Raw genomic sequence first — 17,636 nt, 5'->3', positions numbered from 1 at the left:
TCAGATGAAAGGTTCACCTGATGGGGCAATCATTAATTTTTAGTAATTTGATCTAAATCTACCAATTCCGCCATATGTTGATTACCACGATCATTAGGATGTAAATGATCTCCAGAATCATAAATTGGATTTAATCGATTGGGATGTTTTGGATCTTTTAAGCCTTCATCAAGATCAAGTACACCATCAAATGTATGGCTGGTTCTTATCCAGTGGTTAATGCGCTGACGTAATTGATCTTTGTTGGGTTGATAGTAATTATCTAAAGGGGTATTGGGTAAAGCACCAGAAAACGGAAGTAAGGTTGCACCAATTACCTGAATACCTTGCTTGTGAGCTTCATTTACAACACGTTGATAACCTTTAGTTAAGGCTTCAAAAGAAGGTATTTGCTGTTTAGGAGCAAACGCTGTGCCGGGCCATGAAATATCATTTATACCAATTAAAACGATTAAAGTTTTAACATCTGTATATTGAAATATTTCATTGTTTAAACGTTTTAAAACACTATCGCCCATACCATCGGTAAGCAATCGATTTCCTGAAATTCCGCTATTAATTACCGCTACTTGATGGGGAGATAAACGCTTAGCCAAAAAATCGGTCCATCTCGTATTCGCATCTAAGGTTGCAGTCGCTCCATCGGTAATTGAGTCTCCAATAACAGCAACCACCTGAGCTTTTTCTTTGGGTTTTACCTCGATTGCAGACAGTAATAATCGTGCTGTTGTAGTTTTTGCATTCGTAGGCGCATTTAAATTTGTTGTCTGATTTCCACTAATGAGCCAACTGGTTTGTTTGGCATCCCAATGAAATGTTTTAAACGTTGTAGGCTTTTGAATAAAGCTATTCACCACCAATTGAGCATGATCGGGAACAGCTAACTTGATTGGATCACTCACTAGTTGTTTGCCAGGTAAAATTTTTGCTTTAAGTTGACCAGAAAAATAAACGGAATAGGTGCTCTTAGATTTTGGAGTTACTGCGTTCGCTAAACCAATCGTTGTTTGATCAATATAAAGCGGTTGCTCGCCATATTGATTGGTAAAAACAAGCCGAACAGCTTCACCACCTAAACTAATTTGGCTTACCTGCCTAATTGTTTGGTTGGATATTTGCTCTGGAATGAGTGTCGGAAAAACGAAATCTTTATTCCAGACTTTTTGGGGGCTGGCAGACCAAGTGGTAATCCAATGGTTCTTTGGTACTTCTGCTTGTACAACGCTCGTAAATAAAACCAGAGAAAATAGGGTAGCTTGAGAAAGTTTCATCTCGTGAACTCTTTGAAACGAATTAAAGTTATCTTGAAATAAATTGATGCCTTGTTATAGCGGGCTAAGCGGAATAAGATTTGTGAATACAATTCATAAATAAATTTTGTTATGTCTTATTTTGATATTAATCGATCTGGCGAGTTGGCAATTTTTATACGTGTAGTCGAGCTTGGAAGTTTTTCAGCCGTAGCACGAGCATGTGATATGACGCCGTCTGCGGTCAGTAAGTTAATTTCCCGTTTAGAAAAAAGACTTGGTGTCAGGTTATTGAACCGTTCAACACGTCAGTTTCAGCTTACCAGTGAAGGGTGTCAGTTTTATGAGCAAGGCCTTCAAATACTCAATAATTTAGATGAACTTGAACAATCTGTTACTGCTCACCATAAACCGCAAGGGCGAATTAGGATCCATACCAGCTTTTCATATTGGACTCACTTTTTATTACCTTGCATTAGTTTGTTTAATCAACGCTACCCGGAAATTGAATTAGAAGCTCATTTGAGTGATGAAGTAATTAACTTAGTTGAACAAAGAATTGATGTGGCGATTCGAACAGGACCTTTGAAAAGCTCCAATTTGGTAGCTCGCTCACTCGGGAGTACACATAAATATTATGTATGTTCACCTACATATATTGAAAAGTATGGTTGTCCCAAACATCCGGATGAGCTACATGCACATCGGCTTTTAGATGTAAGTTATCAACGCCAGAACAAAACCTGGTTATTCAAAAAAGCAACTCAGGAAATTAACTTAACGCCATCTAAAGTTTTAAAAGTAAATCAGGGTGAAGCAATTTTACAGTTAGCACTGGCAGGCGTTGGTATTGCTCAGCTGAATGAATTTCAAATTCAAAAAGCAATACAGCAAAAGCAACTCATCAAGATTCTTGAAGACTGGAATATTCATGCTTGTGAAGAATTCCATGCTGTCTGGATTGGTCATGATAAATATGTTCCAAATCGTGTTCGCGCATTTTTAGATTTTTTGGTAGAGCATGCTCCTATACAGTAACTCATTGTTTCCTTGCACTAAATTGGCACTGTTGCATAGTTTTATTCATTGTTTCTACAAAGTTCATTTTAGTATCAATATTCTGCAAGCTCACTTTTGGTAAGCTTTCTACAAATTGTGGTGAATAGTGCTGCTCTAACGAGCTATAGATACAATTACACTGTGAAAGGTCATGTCCCGCCCCAACACAACGTGTATTAAATTCATTTTTACTCATGGGTCTGCAGCCCATCAGATTTAAAACACTGAGTGTAACAAGGCTCACCAAAACAAAACGATAGAGAAAAAACATTGTTGTTACTCTGCATAGGTTGTTGTTATCGTTAAGTGATGTTGATAGAAGTTCTAATCTTTATATGGTATTTGAATACTTAAAACTTTTAACCCAAACTTATATAAAAAGGGTAGAAAAAAGATTTAAGTAAACGATTTTTGAACTCTATAGAAAGTTTTTATTTTTGAGAAATGGGTACGATCTCTAAAAATGCTTGAACAAATAAAAAATGCCGAATGTAAGTAAAATCAATAAAAGTACGTAAAAAATATAGAATAATAGTCATGAGTGACTCCTTGATTAAAAGAAGTTATGCCCACTCATTGCTAATCATTATGGTGGCGAAACGAAAGAGGGTTAGCAGACTGATACCTAAGAAACCAGCACACCCGAAGGTGTCCCACTCTCGTTCCTCCATCAAAGGCACGAGGGGCATCACACCAAAAAACGTGTTTTTTAGTGCACTTAGGTAGACGGTCTGCTAAAACCGACTGACAAAATTGGTCAGCGCGAGCATCATAAGCTGAGCATTGGGGTGGGTCAATTGCAAAAATAAAAGATTGATTTATATAATTTGATATAAATATTTGCCTGTTTTTATTTAGAAAATAGAAAAATTAAAAAATATAATGTGTATATAACTGTTTTTTATTTCACCTTTGGAGTTGTTTTTTAATCTTATATATCAAATATTTATTAATTGTTTATTTGTATAGTATGTCAATGTCGTTAATTAGATGTATCGTTTGGCTAAACTATTTAATAATTCGATTTTTATAACCTAGACGATGTAGTATAAACACTGCATGCCAAAAAATCACCAAAATTTCAATTGCAAGAAATGTAATTTTATTAATCATATTTTTGGGTTTTTACAAAAGCTTGCATAATCTACAAAAGTTAAGAGAACCACTGCGGTAGGCCAACATAAGATAATGTTATTCATAAACCTACATTTTAATATTTATAAAGGTGATTTAAATGGTAAGAATATTTTGTGCAGTAAGTATGGTGCTGGCAATTGCTATGGGCATGAGTGCTTGCCAAGACCGTAATTCAAGAAATGATGGCATGCATGGAGCAAGTGATCCAGCGACCTCTCATGATATGAATAAAAACTCGTAATAAATTAGTTTTTACTAAAAAAGCCTACTTTATAAGTGGGCTTTTTTTATCGTTATTTTATCTAAAGAATATAACTTAACAAGTAATCAAATATTTTAAAATAAAATATAAATCAATAATTTATGTTGTTTAAATGACTAGAATTTTTAGTGTTACTGAATTGTTGTAAAATGAATATATCTTTTCAAAAAGTTAATAAAACAAACACAATAGCTTACTTATATTCATCCAAAATTCATTTTAGTAATAATGAACTATAAAGGTAAGGATATGCCCCAATATTTAAAAATAGCTGAGAAAATATATCAAAATGTTAAAGAAAAAAAAGGTTTTACAGATGATCCGATGGAAGATCTTAACAACTTGATGATCGAACTCAGACAAGAAATAAAGGGGACAAAGTTAAAGCTTTTATATAATTATATTGATTTTGCCGAAATACTTATTAAGCCCTTGCAAGAGTCAAAAATTAAATTGGATTTAAGTCTTATTCCTAAAAGTAAGAATACTCAAGAATTTGTACTTTGGCTTGCTGGTTTTATTGAGCGAATTACTACAGGGGGCCAAGAGAAATTACCCCCAATTCGAGCTAAAATTACTTTCCCCGCCTATGCCTACGAAGAAACTTACCCCTCGCAGAAAAAGCCTGTAAATAATGGGGAAGAAATAATTGAATATTTTAAAAAAAATCAAAGTTGATTTTGAGGAAAGCCTGACCAGATTAACTGAGTCAGGCTTTATGTTTGATAGAACCTTTATGTTTAGTGATATTTAAGGTAGTACGTATGTTTGTATATTTTACAGATGGAACTTGCATTAATGATTCTGAAATTTATGGCGTAAAAGCTAAGCACGAGCAAAATAAATATGTAGTGGAAGTGACTATTAAGCCGACTCATGTACTCACTACAACCGTGAGCGTACAATTTAAGAAAGAAGTTTTTGATGATCCAAATTTAGCAAATCAGTACCTTAATCATAATTTTAATATGCCACCATATTTTTAAAACAATAAAAAAGCCTATTTCCCAGGGCCAATAGGAAATAAGCTTATAGCTTTGGACCACTTGAGAATGTTACATATCATCCCATGCATCTTTAATCGCTTGTTTAGCGTGTTCCCATTTAAGGCGGGACTCGGCTTTTAGCTCTTCCCATTTTTGCTTTAAGCTACCTTCCATATCTTCAAACTGAGTTCCTTCTTTAGATTCAGAACGAGCCCGATGACCAAGTTCATAAGCTGCAGAAAAATCACGATCATAATCTAGATCTGGTGTAGTTAATTGCGCTTCTTGATAATAAGGACGAGTAAGATAGCTTTCGCGCCAGCGAGAGTCAGAATAGTTATGATCGCCAGCTACCAGTTGAGCATGATCTGTATTTTGATCTGTCATCAGAATTCCCTCATATTTTATTGAATTTTATGTTTATATTTTGATTTAGGAAGGTGCTTTCACCTTCCTAAATGATTGACCGCATCAAAGAACAACTAAAAACGATTAGCGTTGTTGGTTGTTATTTGAGTTTTGTTGGCCAGAATCTTTTTGGTTAGATCCTTGTTGTTGGCCGCGGTTATCATTTTGCTGTTGCTGCTGATTATTTTGTTGCTGTTGATCGTTTTGCTGTTGGTTACCGTGTTGCTGTTGATTACGGTTGTCATTTTGCTGTTGTTGTTGCTGCTGATTATTACGTTGATTTGCTTGATTATTAGTAGTGCTCATTTTTTAATACCTCATATCAATTATGACGATGTGTTTTATCTGAGAGCTTCAGATAGGTTTATTAAAACATGTAGATTTTAAATGTGTAGGGTAGGGGTGTTACCCTATATTTAACTGTAAATTTAAAATTTGAATAAATTGCTGATTTTTAATATAAGTAATTTTTTAGAATAAACATTATTAATATGAATGTTTAATAAATTACATTTCAGTACACAACATTTAAAAAAGATAATAAATATGTCTAAATGTATATTTGTTATCTTTTATATAGGTTAAGGTGTTTTTTTATCTAATATAATAAATTTTATATCTTGAGTAATGTAGTAAGTCAACTTTCTAAGCTTTAAAAAAGCTGGTCCTTTTAATACACGCCTAAAATTATAAAAATTATTTTGATAATATATTGAATAAAAGAACGTTCCTACTGGTTTTTCTTGTGTTTCGGAACCCCCTTTTTTGAGTAGACCCGTACATGCAACATACATATCTGCATGTAAAAGTTCTTTTCCTTTATTAATCATTTCAACAGTTACTTGCATTGATTCTGCTGTATATTTTTCAATAAGTTCTTCTGAAATATGTAGGGTATTTTCTTTGACACGAAGATCATAACTCACAAGGCTTCCAATCAATATATCCCCCGAATAAGGGCTCAAAGAGAAGCGGTAAGCCAGATAGCCGGCAGAAGCACTTTCAAAAAAAGCAATTTTAATTTTTTCCTTAGCTAATAATTTACAACATGAATTAAACATTTTAATTCTCCCTTAAATTGTTTTTAAAATGTTATAAAAATATATAACTATTTGCTTTGTTATTTTTTTAATGTTTATAATTTTGATGGTGAAACTAATGTAAGTTTAGATTAAGTTTTGCAAATTTTATATAAAAACAGCAGCTTAAATAATTCTAAAAGTTTAAATGTAATTTTGCGTTAGTAACTATGTTATTGAAATATTTTAATTTTTAGGTTTGATCTTAATTTTTAATAACGCAAAATAACAAAGTTAAAACTTGATTATAGTTAGGGTGACGTATGGTAATTGATATCTCACAAACGGAGAATGAAAATGCCTGTTGTAGTGAAAAAAAGATTATTAGACTTATTACAAGATAATCAACAAAATTATTATGAATTGTTTGTTTTTTTTCTTGACCCTGATGTTTCAAGTTTTGAGAAAGAGAAAAAGGCAAGAGATTTTCTTATTAAAGAAATAGATAAACTAGAGATGACGGAAATAGATTTTCCTTCAAGTATCGATTCGATTAAAGAATGGTGTGAAAACGATAATAAAAAAAATTGTCAGGAATTTCAGGCATATTTAAATCGTAGACAAGATGGTCATGGTAGAGAGTATTTTCAGAATGTTGCTCAGGCGTTTGAGTTTTTAATAAAGGTATCTCCGACCAAAAAAGTAGATGGTGCTTGGCTATATAGCTCTGTACATTACTGGAATGATCCTGTCTTTCATGAACTTATTATTACTTATCTAGAAGAGCTTGGATTAGGTGAACCGAAAGCGAATCATGTGTGTATCTATGATGATCTTTTACGTAGTCTTGGACTCGACAGTTTCGACCTGCTTTTAGAAGATGATTATTCCCATCAAGCCGTAGTACAGCTTGCACTAGGGTATGCACCGCCTGAGTTTATTCCAGAAATTGTTGGTTTTAACTTAGGTTATGAGCAGCTTCCTCTGCATCTTTTAATTTCAAATTATGAGCTTGCTGAATTAGGTATCGATTCTAAATACTTTAATTTACACATTACTATCGACAATATTGACAATGGTCATGCTTATAAAGCGATTAAGGTTATTGAAGATATTTACAATAAATACAGGGATAAAGAGCTCTTCTTTACCAAGTTAAAACAAGGTTTTGCCTTGAATAACCGTGGTGAATCTTCTTCAAATATTATAAAGAATTTAAGTCTTGAAGACTTTGTTCATAAAATTTTGAAAAGAAAAGCACTTGTCGGTCAGTTAATTCATAACGAAACCAGACAGTTTGGCTGCAAAACTATTAATCAATGGTTATCAAACCCCGATGATATTGCAGGATTGATCAATCATTTAACTGAACAGAAATGGATTAAGTTTAATACCGACCCTGAACAGAGCGTGTTCTGGCGGATGATTAATGAAGAAAATGGAAAAATGTTTGGGGTATTTAACCCTGTAGAGCGTCAAATTATTCATGACTGGATCGCTGGTAGTGATCATTCTTCTAACTTCTTGGCGTACAGCAGAGAACTAAAGAATAGCCAGCGTATTCAAGATTATCTGTTTAGCTATATCTCTGATGGTGAGCTTGATGCACTGCAAGAGCGCGTGCTGCAATCAAGCGATCTTGCAATAAAAATATGCAAACTTACTCCGTTTCTAGCCCCTGATTCTCATCATAAAAGTATTGGTCTTTGGAGTACTCGTAAATACGTAGAACTTCTTTTTCCTTATTTAGGGACGTTTAAAAACTAGTTTGATAAACGTTTTCAACTTCAACCCAAGTTTAACTTTCAAAACATAGGTAATGGACATGAACGACAAAACTAAATTAACTAATAAAACAAGTGAAATGGCTGGCGCCGATGCAGCAAATAAAGCCAATACTACCCAGAAAACTGAACAGTTAGACACAGTAAGAGATGATGCAACCAATGAGGCATTAACCACAAATCAAGGTGTTAAAATAGCTGATAACCAAAATAGCTTAAGAGCGGGTATTCGTGGTTCGACCTTGTTGGAAGATTTTATCTTAAGAGAAAAAATCACCCACTTTGACCATGAGCGTATACCTGAGCGTATTGTGCATGCTCGTGGTGTAGGGGCGCATGGTTATTTTCAGGCTTATGAAGGAAATGAACGTTTGACCAAAGCTGGGTTCTTAACAGACCCAACCATTCAAACTCCAATTTTTGTACGCTTTTCAACAGTGCAAGGGCCGCGTGGTTCAGCCGACACTGTCCGTGATATTCGCGGTTTTGCAATTAAGTTTTATACCCAAGAAGGTAATTTCGACTTAGTTGGTAATAACGCCCCAGTCTTTTTTGTGCAAGACGGTATTAAGTTTCCGGACTTTGTCCATGCAGTAAAACCTGAACCAGATACAGAAATCCCGACTGGTGCAACTGCACATGATACTTTCTGGGATTTTGTGTCTTTAGTACCTGAATCTGCACATGCGGTAATTTGGGCAATGTCAGACCGTGCGATTCCACGTAATTTACGTTCAATTCAAGGGTTTGGTGTGCATACCTTCCGTTTAATTAATGCCGAAGGTAAATCACACTTTGTGAAATTTCACTGGACACCAAAACAAGGTTTAAGTGCGCTGGTATGGGACGAAGCTCAAAAACTTGCTGGTAAAGACCCAGATTTCCACCGTCGTGATCTTTATGAAGCGATTGAGCAAGGTTTTTATCCAGAATGGGAACTCGGCGTGCAGATTGTCGAAGAAGAAGATGAAATGAACTTTGACTTCGATTTGCTTGATCCAACAAAAATTATTCCTGAAGAATTAGTCCCTGTTACGCCAATTGGTCGATTTGTTTTAAACAGAAATGTAGATAACTTCTTTGCTGAAACAGAGCAGGTGGCTTTCTGTCCGGGTCATGTAGTGCCTGGTATTGATTTTACAGATGACCCACTTTTACAAGCGCGTCTATTTTCATATACAGATACCCAGTTAAGCCGTTTAGGTGGACCAAACTTCCACCAAATTCCGATTAACAAACCTGTGTGTCCATTCCATAACAATCAACGTGATGGCATTCATCAACATACCATTCATAAAGGTCAAGCTTCATATCAACCAAACTCGATCGATGGAAATTGGCCAGTTGAGACACCGCCAGCAGCATCAAATGGTGGTTTTGAAAGTTATCCTGAAAAAATTAGTGGACATAAACTTCGTCAAAGAAGTGAGACATTCTCTGATTATTTCTCACAGCCTCGACTTTATTACAAAAGCCTTGCGCCGCATGAGCAAAAACATGTGGTCGATGCCTATACTTTTGAGTTAAGTAAAGTTCAAAGAAAACATATTCGTGAGCGCCAAGTTCAACAAATTTTGGCAAATATCGACCTCGATCTGGCACGTCAAGTCGGTGCGAATTTAGGTATTGAAGTGCCGGATTTAACCTTAGATTATAAGAAAACAGCAATTGAAAAATCTGCCAAGTTGTCTTTTTTAGCTTTCCCTCCTGAAGACATTCAAGGTAGAAAAGTCGCTGTGCTTATTCATAATCTTGTGAAGTCAGATACACTTGAAGCAATTAAAAATTGGGCAATTAAAGAAGGTGTAGTTGTTCATTTACTAGCGCCGAGCTTGGCTCCAGTAAAAGACCATAAAGACAATATTATTGTAGCTGATGGTATGCAAATGGCTGAACCTTCAATTGCTTATGATGCTGTAATTGTTCCAGATGGCGATAATTTAAATGCAGTGATGCAAGATGGTGTAGCGCGCCATTATGTACTAGAAGCTTATAAGCATTTAAAACCAATTGCATTTTTAGGCAATAAATCTGATTTGCTTGAACCACTCGGTTTAGTTGCAGATGAAGGAACTTTGGTTGAGGATGAGTTCCAGCATATTGCAGAAAAATTTAAAAATCTGATTAAAACTCATCGTGTTTGGTCACGAGAACAAATAGCCGCACACGTACCGGCTTAAATAAAAAAGCCCTGAAAGTTGAAGCTTTCAGGGCTTTTTCTAAATGACGTTAGCGCTTAGCCATTAACAATTTGACCGCCATTTACATGAATTACCTGACCCGTAATATAACTTGCATCATCTGAAGCAAGAAAAAGGTAAGCAGGGGCGACTTCACTTGGCTGACCCATGCGACCCATTGGGGTATCTCTACCAAATTTCTCAACCGTTTCTGCATCGAAACTGCTTGGAATGAGAGGAGTCCAAATTGGCCCTGGTGCCACACCATTTACGCGAATACCTTTTTTCTGTTTCATTAAGTTGTTCGACAAGCTACGAGTAAAAGAGGTAATCGCACCTTTAGTACTCGCATAATCGATGAGCTCATCATGACCTTGATAACTGGTAATGCTGGTGGTGTTTATAATACTATCACCTTCTTCCATATAAGGAATCGCTTCTTTGGTTAAATAAAACATGGCAAAAATATTTGTTTTAAATGTTTTTTCTAATTGTTCATTACTAATACTTTCAATTTCTTTTTGCTGATATTGAACTCCAGCATTATTTACTAAAATATTAATTTTTCCAAAATGCTGTAAAACCTTATCAATATTTTGTTTTGCAAGGTCTGCATCGGAAATATCACCTTTTAATAGAAGACAGTGCTGTCCTTCCTTTTCAACAAGTTGTTTGGTGATTTCAGCATCTTGATCCTCTTCAAGATACAGTACCGCAATATCGGCGCCTTCACGGGCAAACAATACGGCAACGGAACGGCCTATACCACTATCACCACCACTAATCACAGCAACTTTACCTTTTAGTTTCTCACTACCTTTATGAGATGCTTTAATGATTTCTGGTTCAGGATGCATCTTCTCCTGATCGCCTGGCTGATGAGGTTGAACTTGTGCTGGAACTGCTGATGGATACTCATTTGTTGTATTTTCCATGTCTAGACTACCTCTATTTAAATTTCAGTCCCTTTATAGTGATTAATCTGCACGTGAATATAAGTAAATAGTCTTTTTTAAAAAGTTGTCTTTGTTATTTTATATATAAGGATGTAAAAAAATATAACACCTAAATTTTTATTAAATAATATCCAATAATTTAACCTTGTTTTTATCAATCATACTTTCAATAATTGATCGATTACCTGTATCCTCTAACCAATTTTCTATAGATATATAATCCGATAAATATAAAATTTCTTTTATTACGGTTTCTGCTTCTACTATAGATTTTAATTCTGGTTTATTTTTAGCTACTAAATTATCAAATGGTTCTTTTATATCTTCTTTCTCAATGTTTTTTGATTTAATAATATGTAAATCTCTTTGGAAAGGATGGCTTGCATGAGGTGGATCTAATCTATAGCTCCATTCTTGGTTATAATCTTGCCAAATATTTTTAATTTGTATATTGCTAAGTAAAATTTCAGGTACAGAAATATGAATGTATTGTAGCGATGACTGAGTTTGAGGTAATTGCATGATTCATCTCTCATAAATATTATATTTTAATTTTAAATCTTGATTTTGCTCACTCAAGTAAATTTTTTCTGAAAAAGTAATTGATTATGTTATTGTTTTTAAATAATTTTAATTGTATTTTTTATTTGTTTCTTCAATTGTTAAGATGTTTTTGTTTATTATTGATTTGTACATTGTGAAAGTTTATGTTATTCACATTGATCTTTTAAAGGCATTTGTAAAAATATATTATTATGTAGGATTGAGTAATAATAAGTATGGCCAGTATTTAAAAAGTAAAACTATAGAATATTTTATAAATATTTTAATTGATAAAATCTTTATTTAAATAATCATCTTAGAGTTTTTTGCGTATTTTAATTTATATACATTTAAAAAGGTTGAAACATAGCATAGGTATAAAAATATTTTAAATCTCTTATCTTAAATTTATCCGTTCAACAAAAGCGGTAGCTACTATAATTTAAATATAGGAAGATATAACTATGGCTAATACTAGATATGAAGATCACGATAACAATAGTTCAGGTACTTCAAATCGTGGATTTGCAAGTATGGATCCTGAAAGAGTAAGAGAAATAGCCAGTAAAGGTGGGCGTGCTGCGCATGCAAGTGGTAATGCACATGAATTTACTTCAGAAGAAGCTCGTGAAGCTGGTCGAGCTGCACACGCTAGTGGTAATGCACATGAATTTACCTCGGAAGAGGCTCGTGAAGCTGGTGCTTTAAGTCATAAGAATGATGATCGCAATGGTCGTGGTCGCAGCCGTTATGACGATGACGAAGATGATGATCGCGGTCGTTCAGGTGGCCGAGGCCGTAGCCGCAGTCGTTACGATGACGACGAAGATGATGATCGCGGTGGTCGTTCGAGTGGCCGAGGCCGTGGTCGCAGTCGTGATGACGATGACGAAGATGATGATCGCGGTCGCTCAGGTGGCCGAGGCCGAGGTCGTAGCCGTTATGATGACGACGATGAAGATGACGATCGCGGTCGTTCAAGTGGCCGAGGTCGTGGTCGCAGCCGTTATGATGACGACGATGAAGACGATGATCGTGGCCGTTCAGGTGGCCGAGGTCGTGGTCGCAGCCGTTATGATGACGACGATGAAGACGATGATCGTGGCCGTTCAGGTGGCCGAGGTCGTGGTCGCAGCCGTTATGATGACGACGATGAAGACGATGATCGTGGCCGTTCAGGTGGCCGAGGTCGTGGTCGCAGCCGTTATGATGACGACGATGAAGACGATGATCGTGGCCGTTCAGGTGGCCGAGGTCGTGGTCGCAGCCGTTATGATGACGACGATGAAGACGATGATCGTGGCCGTTCAGGTGGCCGAGGTCGTGGTCGCAGCCGTTATGATGACGACGATGAAGACGATGATCGTGGCCGTTCAGGTGGCCGAGGTCGTGGTCGCAGCCGTTATGATGACGACGATGAAGACGATGATCGTGGCCGTTCAGGTGGCCGAGGTCGTGGTCGCAGCCGTCGTGACGATGATGATGAAGATGATGATCGTGGCCGTTCAGGTGGCCGAGGTCGTGGTCGCAGCCGTTATGACGACGACGAAGATGATGATCGTGGCCGTTCAAGTGGCCGAGGTCGTGGTCGCAGCCGTGATGACGACGATGAAGACGATGATCGTGGCCGTTCAGGTGGCCGAGGTCGTGGCCGTAGCCGTTATGATGACGATGACGACGATGATCGCCGTGGTCGTTCAGATGGCCGTGGACAAAACTCTCGTAATCAAAAACGCGATGCTTATGGGCGCTTTACGTCTTAAGCAACCAGTTTTTGAGAATAAAGGAGGCATTATGCCTCCTTTATTTTTTATTATTTTTAAACTTATGAATGAGTAAGAGGGTGTAGGCCTTTTACAATATCTGTAAATTCTGAGCCGTTTATCCAAAAAGATTTCTTTAAAAATAATGTCGTCATAATACTTTCGGCTGCTTCACTTTCCGGATTTTCACAGAAAATTCCATAGCTTTCGCCTAATACCGCATCATTTTCAATAAGACGGATATAGTAGGCATGTTGTTCATTCGCATAACCTAAAACTGCATCACGTTGATTTTTCATTTCGCATGTCTCCATACCAAAAACTGAATCTAACTCATATTTAAGTGTTCAGAATTTCATTGATAAAAATCAAAACAGTCAGTAATAAGGACTATTTCACAATAGGTTTTGATTCTCTTCAAATTACCATTTCCGTTTTAACATCCCTGTTAAAAGCAAAATGGATTAAAATCTGATCATGAAATTTATTGTTATGCAAAAAAAATATTTCGTCAACTTGAAAATGTAACTTTTTCAAGTTACATTGTTTGTGTAGGATTTGAACGGTGAAATGGAGGCGATATGCCAAAGAAGAAAGAATTCGAGCATGGCGGTGCACGAGAAAACGCTGGCCGTAAAGCACAGTTCAATGAACCCACCAAAGTGATTCGTGTTCCAGAATCTCAAGTCAATTTTATCAAAAATTGGTTACTGAATAATGTCAAAACCGATAACCAGACAGATTTCACCTCAAAACTAAAAATACAGCAGGTGCATCCGAACAACGATAAAATTTACCATATCCCTTTGGCGACAGAACGTGTGGCTGCGGGTTTTCCATCGCCAGCACAAGATGATATTGAACAAGCACTCGACTTAAATGAGTACTTAATTAGAAATGAAAATGCCACCTTTATTGTCAAAGCCAATTCGTTGTCCATGTTAGATGCCGGAATCGATATTGATGATCCGCTTATTGTGGACCGTAGTATTCCAGCTAAATCGGGCGATATAGTGATTGCACTTATCGACAATGATTTCACTGTTAAGCGATTAATGATTGATACTCAATTTCATCCACCTAAAGTCTGGCTAAAAGCAGAAAATCCTGATTATCAAAATATTTATATTGAAGATGGACAGGAGTTGGTCATCTGGGGCGTTGTGACGTATAACCTCAAACGTATGAGATAAATTTTTCTTATATTTTATTATTCATGTTACTGACCTGAAATAGAGGCCAGTAACTTTTCGTTGAATGACTTTTTAAATTTGCCCAATCAATAGACAGGTAGCGATAACGACCATCAAACCACCTGAAAAACGGCCGACTAACTGTGCTGCCTGCGGTCTGGTTTTCAAAATGGCTTCTGAACCATAACCCACCATTAAGTAAATAATGGCGCAGCTAATCATATGGACAACACCAAAGGCAAGAATTTGCGTTGTCACTGACCATGAAGCAGTAGTATCAATAAACTGAGGAAGCAGAGCTAAAAAGAGTAAAAAAACTTTCGGGTTTAATCCACTCACATAAACGCCTTTGGTAGCCCATCTCAACCATGACTGAGTCTTTTCAGAACCAGACTCGTTCGGAGTAGGAGGGGTGAGTAATAAATTTATTCCCATCCATAATAAATAAGCAGAACCCGCAACAGTAAGGATCATCAGAGCAGTTGGGTTATTTGCTACCAGTAGGCCAACCCCAGCCGCTACCAATAAAATCGTAATAAAGTGCCCAAATAGCATACCTGCAACAGCGGGGACGACGACTTTACCCTTAATACCTGCGGAAATGGCGTAGGCCCAGTCTGCCCCTGGCGTAATAATAAAAAGAATAGAGACACTCCAAAATGCAATAAAAATGTTAAAAGCCATATGCTTATCTCGGCAAACTATTTTTCGAAGGTTTCGCTCGTGGTTTAGAAAAAATCCCTATTTATGCGAGCTTGTTGAAAATAATATGCTCATGTATTTAGAATGTGCTTTTAAATGTTTGCTCATATCACATGCATTTGGGGTAAATTTTTCTAAATGGATCGCACAGATAAAAAGATTCTTGCTGAATTGCAATTAAATGGCCGATTATCTATCACTGAGTTGGCAGAAAAAGTTGGTTTGAGCATTTCACCTTGTCACAGACGAGTGAAGGCTTTAGAAGAGTCGGGAGCTATCAAAGGCTATCGGGCAGAGCTCGACCCGAATTTAGTCGGTTTTGAGTTTTCAGCGATTGTTTTTATTACGCTTAAAGAAGGCGATAAACAGGCAGTCGAGAAGTTTGAAAATGCCGTTATGGAGATTCCGCAAATTATTCAGGCGCAGCGTTTGTTTGGTGAACCTGACTATTTGCTACATGTTGTCGCTAAAGATTTACCGGCTTTTCAGCGTTTGTACGATGAAAAATTATCTGCTATTCCAAGTGTGCAACGGCTCATCTCAACTATTGTGATGAAAGATGTGGTGCCTGAGCGTTTATTTCCGATTGGCTAAATCATCAGATGTAAAAAAAGAAGCTTTAAAGCTTCTTTTTTTATTGGTAAAGGGGGTTAAGCATCGAGTGTTTTACACAAAGAACAAATCGTACCGTTATGTTTGTGAGAGAACATAATATCTGGACGCTCATAGCCTTGCTCACATACACGGCAGTGATAAACAGTTGCTACTGGTGTACCTTCAGCATCGTAACGTGGTTCTTTAACGCCGTCATCGTGTGACTTGATGTAGTATTTTCCTTTGGTTAGTAGGCCCATGATTGGTGTTAATACAAAGGCAAGTACAAGCGCAATAATTGGAGAGTAAGGCGCTAGGAAACTACCCAGTAAGCCGAAGAATGCTGCAATTGATAAGCCTGCTGATACAAGGAACGCAACCATACCAACAGGGTTTACGTTGTAGAGCATGTCACGGCGGTATTCCGGTTCTTTTGGTGAAAGTTTTAAAACATATTTGTTGATTGAAATATCTGTTGCAACCACCACCACCCAAGCAATCGCGAAGTTTGAATAGAACCCTAAGATTTTACCCAATACCGCAAACATGTTGCCTTCCATTAAGGCAAGCGCAATTGCCAAGTTTACGATCACAAAGACAATACGCCCCGGATAATGTTTGCTAATACGAGTGTAGGCACTTGTCCATGCAAGGGAACCAGAGTAAGCATTGGTCACATTAATTTTAATTTGAGAAATAACCACTAAAATAACCGCAAGTGTTAAAGCAGCCCAGCCCGGAAGCATGTCATGAAACGCTGCATTAAACTGTTGAACAGGTTCTGTGCTGTTTACGCCCGGTATTTTAGTGAGTAAATAGAATCCTAAAAATGCCCCAATAATTTGTTTGATTGCCCCTAAAATTACCCAACCCGGACCTGCTGAAATAACCGCAGCCCACCATGCCTTGCTGTTTTCTTTTGTTTTTGCAGGCATGAAGCGTAGGTAGTCAATTTGCTCACCAATTTGCATGATTAAAGATAAACATATACCCGCACCAAGCATAATCGCTGCCATATCTACAGGTGCAAAACCTTCATGACCTGTAAACGTTGCAAACTGGCTAACTAAGGTAGGTTCTTGGTAAATCAGATAGGCTACAGGACCAATCATTAGAACGAGCCAAAGTGGGGTAGTCCAGACTTGTAATTTACTTAAAGCTTTCATACCGTAAATGACCAGTGGAATGACCATAATGGTTGAGATGAGGTAACCTGCCCATAGCGGAATGCCTAAACCGAGTAATAACCCTTGCGCCATGATTGAACCTTCAAGGGCAAAGAAAATAAATGTGAAACTGGCGAAAATGATACTGGTAAGAACCGAGCCAATATAACCGAAACCTGCACCGCGGGTAATCAAGTCAAGGTCGATGTTATAGCGCGCTGCGTAGTAGGCTAAAGGAATGCCAGTTAAGAAGATAATAATCGCTGCAAATAAAATGGAGAAAACAGCATTGGTTGTTCCATAAGACATACCAATACTGGCACCAATAGAAAAGTCAGCAAGATAGGCAATACCACCAAGTGCAGTAATAGCGACAACTTTGGGACTCCAGCGCCGAAAGCTGTGTGGAGCATAACGTAAAGTATAATCTTCTAAGGTTTCATTCACTGCTTTTTGTGAATCTGTACCTTGCACAGTGTCCAGATTTGGATGTTCAGATACACTCATAACATCAATCTCCCAATTATTTTCGGTCAATCAACACAAATATTGATCATTGTTTTTTGATGGTTTTGAGTGTGTGATTTTTGGGAAAAATTGAAAATACGTTATTTTGCGTATATGTGCGTATTAG

The 17,636-nt window shown here is 37.0% G+C and carries 19 protein-coding genes; 9 read left to right on the top strand and 10 right to left on the bottom strand.

Going from position 1 to position 17,636, the window contains the following annotated elements:
• Positions 1-32 precede the first annotated feature (32 nt).
• The gene (locus J678_RS13050) at positions 33-1,271 is read right to left on the bottom strand and encodes an SGNH/GDSL hydrolase family protein (RefSeq protein WP_017392957.1); all 1,239 of its coding nucleotides are present in this window, start codon (positions 1,269-1,271) and stop codon (positions 33-35) included.
• A gap of 111 nt (positions 1,272-1,382) precedes the next feature.
• On the opposite strand from J678_RS13050, the gene J678_RS13045 reads away from it, so the two are divergent.
• Positions 1,383-2,288: a LysR family transcriptional regulator gene (locus tag J678_RS13045; protein ID WP_002048352.1), complete on the top strand. Its 906-nt coding sequence runs from the start codon at positions 1,383-1,385 to the stop codon at positions 2,286-2,288.
• Position 2,289: 1 nt separating this feature from the next.
• Here the strand turns inward: J678_RS13045 and J678_RS13040 are convergent, their stop codons facing one another.
• Entirely contained in the window at positions 2,290-2,580 is a 291-nt protein-coding gene (locus J678_RS13040) for a hypothetical protein (protein WP_004709395.1), read from the bottom strand.
• 963 nt (positions 2,581-3,543) lie between these two features.
• Between J678_RS13040 and J678_RS23675 the strand changes: the two genes are divergently transcribed.
• From J678_RS23675 to J678_RS13025, 3 genes are all read left to right on the top strand, one after another.
• On the top strand, positions 3,544-3,687 hold the full coding sequence (locus J678_RS23675; RefSeq protein ID WP_004887681.1) for a hypothetical protein: 144 nt from the start codon (positions 3,544-3,546) through the stop codon (positions 3,685-3,687).
• A gap of 270 nt (positions 3,688-3,957) precedes the next feature.
• Entirely contained in the window at positions 3,958-4,386 is a 429-nt protein-coding gene (locus tag J678_RS13030) for a hypothetical protein (protein WP_031950626.1), read from the top strand.
• Between the two features lie 86 nt (positions 4,387-4,472).
• A complete protein-coding gene (locus J678_RS13025; protein ID WP_002048363.1) occupies positions 4,473-4,694 on the top strand; it encodes a hypothetical protein in 222 nt (73 codons plus the stop codon).
• Positions 4,695-4,763: 69 nt separating this feature from the next.
• On the opposite strand, the gene surA1 is transcribed toward J678_RS13025, so the two are convergent.
• From surA1 to J678_RS13010, 3 genes are all read right to left on the bottom strand, one after another.
• Positions 4,764-5,081, bottom strand: coding sequence for a surface antigen protein 1 (gene surA1 / locus J678_RS13020; RefSeq protein WP_002048358.1), 318 nt, complete (start codon positions 5,079-5,081; stop codon positions 4,764-4,766).
• A gap of 105 nt (positions 5,082-5,186) precedes the next feature.
• Positions 5,187-5,408: a hypothetical protein gene (locus J678_RS13015; protein WP_000108365.1), complete on the bottom strand. Its 222-nt coding sequence runs from the start codon at positions 5,406-5,408 to the stop codon at positions 5,187-5,189.
• A gap of 275 nt (positions 5,409-5,683) precedes the next feature.
• A complete protein-coding gene (locus tag J678_RS13010; RefSeq protein ID WP_004709389.1) occupies positions 5,684-6,163 on the bottom strand; it encodes a CinA family protein in 480 nt (159 codons plus the stop codon).
• A gap of 315 nt (positions 6,164-6,478) precedes the next feature.
• On the opposite strand from J678_RS13010, the gene J678_RS13005 reads away from it, so the two are divergent.
• Both J678_RS13005 and katE read left to right on the top strand, forming a co-directional pair.
• Positions 6,479-7,888: an iron-containing redox enzyme family protein gene (locus tag J678_RS13005; RefSeq protein ID WP_032027344.1), complete on the top strand. Its 1,410-nt coding sequence runs from the start codon at positions 6,479-6,481 to the stop codon at positions 7,886-7,888.
• Between the two features lie 52 nt (positions 7,889-7,940).
• Complete coding sequence (katE, locus tag J678_RS13000) at positions 7,941-10,085, top strand: catalase HPII (protein WP_079378179.1); 2,145 nt, start codon at positions 7,941-7,943, stop codon at positions 10,083-10,085.
• Between the two features lie 56 nt (positions 10,086-10,141).
• Here the strand turns inward: katE and J678_RS12995 are convergent, their stop codons facing one another.
• Positions 10,142-11,020 carry an SDR family oxidoreductase gene (locus tag J678_RS12995; protein WP_017392954.1) on the bottom strand — a complete coding sequence of 293 codons (879 nt, stop codon included), beginning with the start codon at positions 11,018-11,020 and terminating at the stop codon, positions 10,142-10,144.
• A gap of 141 nt (positions 11,021-11,161) precedes the next feature.
• Positions 11,162-11,563 carry a DUF6367 family protein gene (locus J678_RS12990; protein WP_017392953.1) on the bottom strand — a complete coding sequence of 134 codons (402 nt, stop codon included), beginning with the start codon at positions 11,561-11,563 and terminating at the stop codon, positions 11,162-11,164.
• Between the two features lie 485 nt (positions 11,564-12,048).
• Here J678_RS12990 and J678_RS23940 point away from each other — a divergent pair, with 485 nt between their 5' ends.
• Positions 12,049-13,347, top strand: coding sequence for a KGG domain-containing protein (locus J678_RS23940; protein WP_032027342.1), 1,299 nt, complete (start codon positions 12,049-12,051; stop codon positions 13,345-13,347).
• Between the two features lie 62 nt (positions 13,348-13,409).
• Here the strand turns inward: J678_RS23940 and J678_RS12980 are convergent, their stop codons facing one another.
• A complete protein-coding gene (locus tag J678_RS12980; RefSeq protein ID WP_004709372.1) occupies positions 13,410-13,646 on the bottom strand; it encodes a hypothetical protein in 237 nt (78 codons plus the stop codon).
• 282 nt (positions 13,647-13,928) lie between these two features.
• Between J678_RS12980 and J678_RS12975 the strand changes: the two genes are divergently transcribed.
• Positions 13,929-14,540, top strand: a complete 612-nt coding sequence (locus J678_RS12975; protein WP_002048408.1) for a LexA family protein — start codon at positions 13,929-13,931, stop codon at positions 14,538-14,540.
• Between the two features lie 72 nt (positions 14,541-14,612).
• Here J678_RS12975 and J678_RS12970 read toward each other — a convergent pair whose 3' ends face one another.
• On the bottom strand, positions 14,613-15,224 hold the full coding sequence (locus J678_RS12970) for a LysE family translocator (protein WP_017392951.1): 612 nt from the start codon (positions 15,222-15,224) through the stop codon (positions 14,613-14,615).
• A 156-nt stretch (positions 15,225-15,380) separates the two neighbouring features.
• Between J678_RS12970 and J678_RS12965 the strand changes: the two genes are divergently transcribed.
• Complete coding sequence (locus J678_RS12965) at positions 15,381-15,836, top strand: Lrp/AsnC family transcriptional regulator (protein ID WP_017392950.1); 456 nt, start codon at positions 15,381-15,383, stop codon at positions 15,834-15,836.
• 56 nt (positions 15,837-15,892) lie between these two features.
• Here J678_RS12965 and J678_RS12960 read toward each other — a convergent pair whose 3' ends face one another.
• Positions 15,893-17,509 (bottom strand): purine-cytosine permease family protein, encoded by a 1,617-nt coding sequence (locus tag J678_RS12960; protein WP_004709366.1) that lies wholly within the window; start codon positions 17,507-17,509, stop codon positions 15,893-15,895.
• Between the last annotated feature and the right edge of the window lie 127 nt (positions 17,510-17,636).

It is taken from the genome of Acinetobacter sp. 1424608 (genome assembly GCF_000588255.1).
Classification (GTDB): domain Bacteria; phylum Pseudomonadota; class Gammaproteobacteria; order Pseudomonadales; family Moraxellaceae; genus Acinetobacter; species Acinetobacter nosocomialis.
Note: the sequence above shows the minus strand (reverse complement) of the source record. Positions and strands in the feature narration are given on the sequence as shown.

Excerpts from the sequence above, each read along its gene's own strand:
- J678_RS13050 (WP_017392957.1), bottom strand. The coding sequence starts at position 1,271 with ATGAAACTTTCTCAAGCTACCCTATTTTCTCTGGTTTTATTTACGAGC.
- J678_RS13045 (WP_002048352.1), top strand. The coding sequence starts at position 1,383 with ATGTCTTATTTTGATATTAATCGATCTGGCGAGTTGGCAATTTTTATA.
- J678_RS13040 (WP_004709395.1), bottom strand. The coding sequence starts at position 2,580 with ATGTTTTTTCTCTATCGTTTTGTTTTGGTGAGCCTTGTTACACTCAGT.
- J678_RS23675 (WP_004887681.1), top strand. The coding sequence starts at position 3,544 with ATGGTAAGAATATTTTGTGCAGTAAGTATGGTGCTGGCAATTGCTATG.
- J678_RS13030 (WP_031950626.1), top strand. The coding sequence starts at position 3,958 with ATGCCCCAATATTTAAAAATAGCTGAGAAAATATATCAAAATGTTAAA.
- J678_RS13025 (WP_002048363.1), top strand. The coding sequence starts at position 4,473 with ATGTTTGTATATTTTACAGATGGAACTTGCATTAATGATTCTGAAATT.
- surA1 (WP_002048358.1), bottom strand. The coding sequence starts at position 5,081 with ATGACAGATCAAAATACAGATCATGCTCAACTGGTAGCTGGCGATCAT.
- J678_RS13015 (WP_000108365.1), bottom strand. The coding sequence starts at position 5,408 with ATGAGCACTACTAATAATCAAGCAAATCAACGTAATAATCAGCAGCAA.
- J678_RS13010 (WP_004709389.1), bottom strand. The coding sequence starts at position 6,163 with ATGTTTAATTCATGTTGTAAATTATTAGCTAAGGAAAAAATTAAAATT.
- J678_RS13005 (WP_032027344.1), top strand. The coding sequence starts at position 6,479 with ATGCCTGTTGTAGTGAAAAAAAGATTATTAGACTTATTACAAGATAAT.
- katE (WP_079378179.1), top strand. The coding sequence starts at position 7,941 with ATGGACATGAACGACAAAACTAAATTAACTAATAAAACAAGTGAAATG.
- J678_RS12995 (WP_017392954.1), bottom strand. The coding sequence starts at position 11,020 with ATGGAAAATACAACAAATGAGTATCCATCAGCAGTTCCAGCACAAGTT.
- J678_RS12990 (WP_017392953.1), bottom strand. The coding sequence starts at position 11,563 with ATGCAATTACCTCAAACTCAGTCATCGCTACAATACATTCATATTTCT.
- J678_RS23940 (WP_032027342.1), top strand. The coding sequence starts at position 12,049 with ATGGCTAATACTAGATATGAAGATCACGATAACAATAGTTCAGGTACT.
- J678_RS12980 (WP_004709372.1), bottom strand. The coding sequence starts at position 13,646 with ATGAAAAATCAACGTGATGCAGTTTTAGGTTATGCGAATGAACAACAT.
- J678_RS12975 (WP_002048408.1), top strand. The coding sequence starts at position 13,929 with ATGCCAAAGAAGAAAGAATTCGAGCATGGCGGTGCACGAGAAAACGCT.
- J678_RS12970 (WP_017392951.1), bottom strand. The coding sequence starts at position 15,224 with ATGGCTTTTAACATTTTTATTGCATTTTGGAGTGTCTCTATTCTTTTT.
- J678_RS12965 (WP_017392950.1), top strand. The coding sequence starts at position 15,381 with ATGGATCGCACAGATAAAAAGATTCTTGCTGAATTGCAATTAAATGGC.
- J678_RS12960 (WP_004709366.1), bottom strand. The coding sequence starts at position 17,509 with ATGAGTGTATCTGAACATCCAAATCTGGACACTGTGCAAGGTACAGAT.